This window comes from Acinetobacter sp. NPDC052428 (assembly GCF_044547685.1).
Lineage (GTDB): Bacteria > Pseudomonadota > Gammaproteobacteria > Pseudomonadales > Moraxellaceae > Acinetobacter > Acinetobacter lwoffii_G.
Genome location: NZ_JBIUAT010000073.1, coordinates 1 through 1402, shown reverse-complemented (window position 1 = coordinate 1402; position 1402 = coordinate 1). Strand labels below are relative to the sequence as shown.

Sequence of the window (1402 nt, the reverse complement as noted above, 5' to 3'; positions counted from 1 at the left end):
AACACATAAAGTGCCCCAAATAGAAGAATTACTACCTCACCGCTGGAAACCTGAACCCCGTTAAAACTTGGCGATGGCGTTCAGCGGATGCTTACTCAGAATTTAGAACAACCGAAGGCAAAGATATGGCCTTGGATTATTTTTGGAATATTGTGTTTTATTGTGGGTGCCGTCATTTTTTAGCAAAAACAACATTGTATTTTGATCAAAAAAAAATGCCCACATGGGTGAGTGGGCAAACTAAGGATATTAAGATCCTTCAGAAACTACAGCGCGATTCTCGCTACTACTCTATATTTAAATCAGCGACTGTGGCTCACAGTATATTGATGATCGCACAGCTTAAAAGTAAGTTTTGTTGTAGTTTTAATGAATTGCGGTTTTTTAAAGGAGCTTTTTTATAGCTTCATTATTTTGTGTGTTTTTTTAATTATTCAGACTATTCTAAATAGTCAGTACGTAATAGTATCACCTGTTGATCTTGGTATTGGCGATGAATGGTTAAATCCATTTTAGCAATTGTTTGTGAGGTTAAATCTGACGGCTCACGTACTAATAAGCCTTGTAATGTTGTTAGTAAACTTTTCATTTTGCAATCCCCTATTTGATTTAAATCAATCACATGAATAGTACTATTTTGTAACATCAATATTTCAATACGATGAATCAAAGTGATATTAAAAGGACTGCCCCCTGTATATATAGAAATCAGTCCTTAAAAACGGCTTAATCAACGATCCAACTTTATAGAATCGGATCGTTTAGGCGTTATGTTCAGGTTAAGAACAAGAGTATTGACTAACCATGACTTGCAAGGCTGGTTAGGGTAAATCAGCCAGACCAAAGCCATATCTTGCTGATAAATTAGTACAAAAGCTCGTCAAACAAATCCGCTCTAGTCTCCTCTAAGCTGATATCTGATTTTCTTCTATTACAGAGCAGATGAACCAGCAGACCATTTTCTAGCACACCTTGCCCACCTGCGGCTTTGGTAATCCTATGATCCGATTCAGTAGAATCGAGATAGATTAATCCATCACAAATGGGGCAAAAGTTATGATTACCCACTAGAAAATTATGCTTAAGCAAATTTTTGGTTAATGCTGAAAAGGCCTTGGGCTTTGATCGAGAAATTGGATTGTCGATGCCTACACTCCACTTTATTTATTTTCAGACAGCAACCAATCAAGAGCGTTCATTTTTACAATACCATTATAATTGGCTTCAGTCCCTATGGTGTCTAAGGTAAGCAAATACTTGGGATACGAATCAGAAATTTTCTGTAATGGACGTAACTCTCGGCTGAGTGTCTCCTCATTGAGCGTTTCTAATCCCACCTGATAATAACTTAAATTCTGTAAAGTATCGACAGCAACAAAATCAATTTCATATTCATCAACCC

The 1402-nt window shown here is 36.7% G+C and carries 1 protein-coding gene and 3 pseudogenes; 1 reads left to right on the top strand and 3 read right to left on the bottom strand.

What is annotated here, in order from left to right:
* Positions 1-96: 96 nt before the first annotated feature.
* Positions 97-183 (top strand): annotated as a pseudogene (locus ACIG3F_RS16085) (DUF4236 domain-containing protein); the annotation flags it as partial.
* Positions 184-439: 256 nt separating this feature from the next.
* On the opposite strand, the gene ACIG3F_RS16080 reads toward ACIG3F_RS16085, so the two are convergent.
* The 3 genes and pseudogenes from ACIG3F_RS16080 to ACIG3F_RS16070 form a co-directional block, all read right to left on the bottom strand.
* Positions 440-589, bottom strand: a complete 150-nt coding sequence (locus ACIG3F_RS16080; RefSeq protein ID WP_225554346.1) for a hypothetical protein — start codon at positions 587-589, stop codon at positions 440-442.
* 275 nt (positions 590-864) lie between these two features.
* A pseudogene (locus ACIG3F_RS16075) lies at positions 865-1140 on the bottom strand (HNH endonuclease signature motif containing protein); the annotation flags it as partial.
* A gap of 20 nt (positions 1141-1160) precedes the next feature.
* Positions 1161-1402: pseudogene (locus ACIG3F_RS16070) on the bottom strand (ATPase); the annotation flags it as partial.

Bases quoted from the DNA above. Each gene is read 5' to 3' on its own strand.
- ACIG3F_RS16080 (WP_225554346.1), bottom strand. From the start codon at position 589: ATGAAAAGTTTACTAACAACATTACAAGGCTTATTAGTACGTGAGCCG.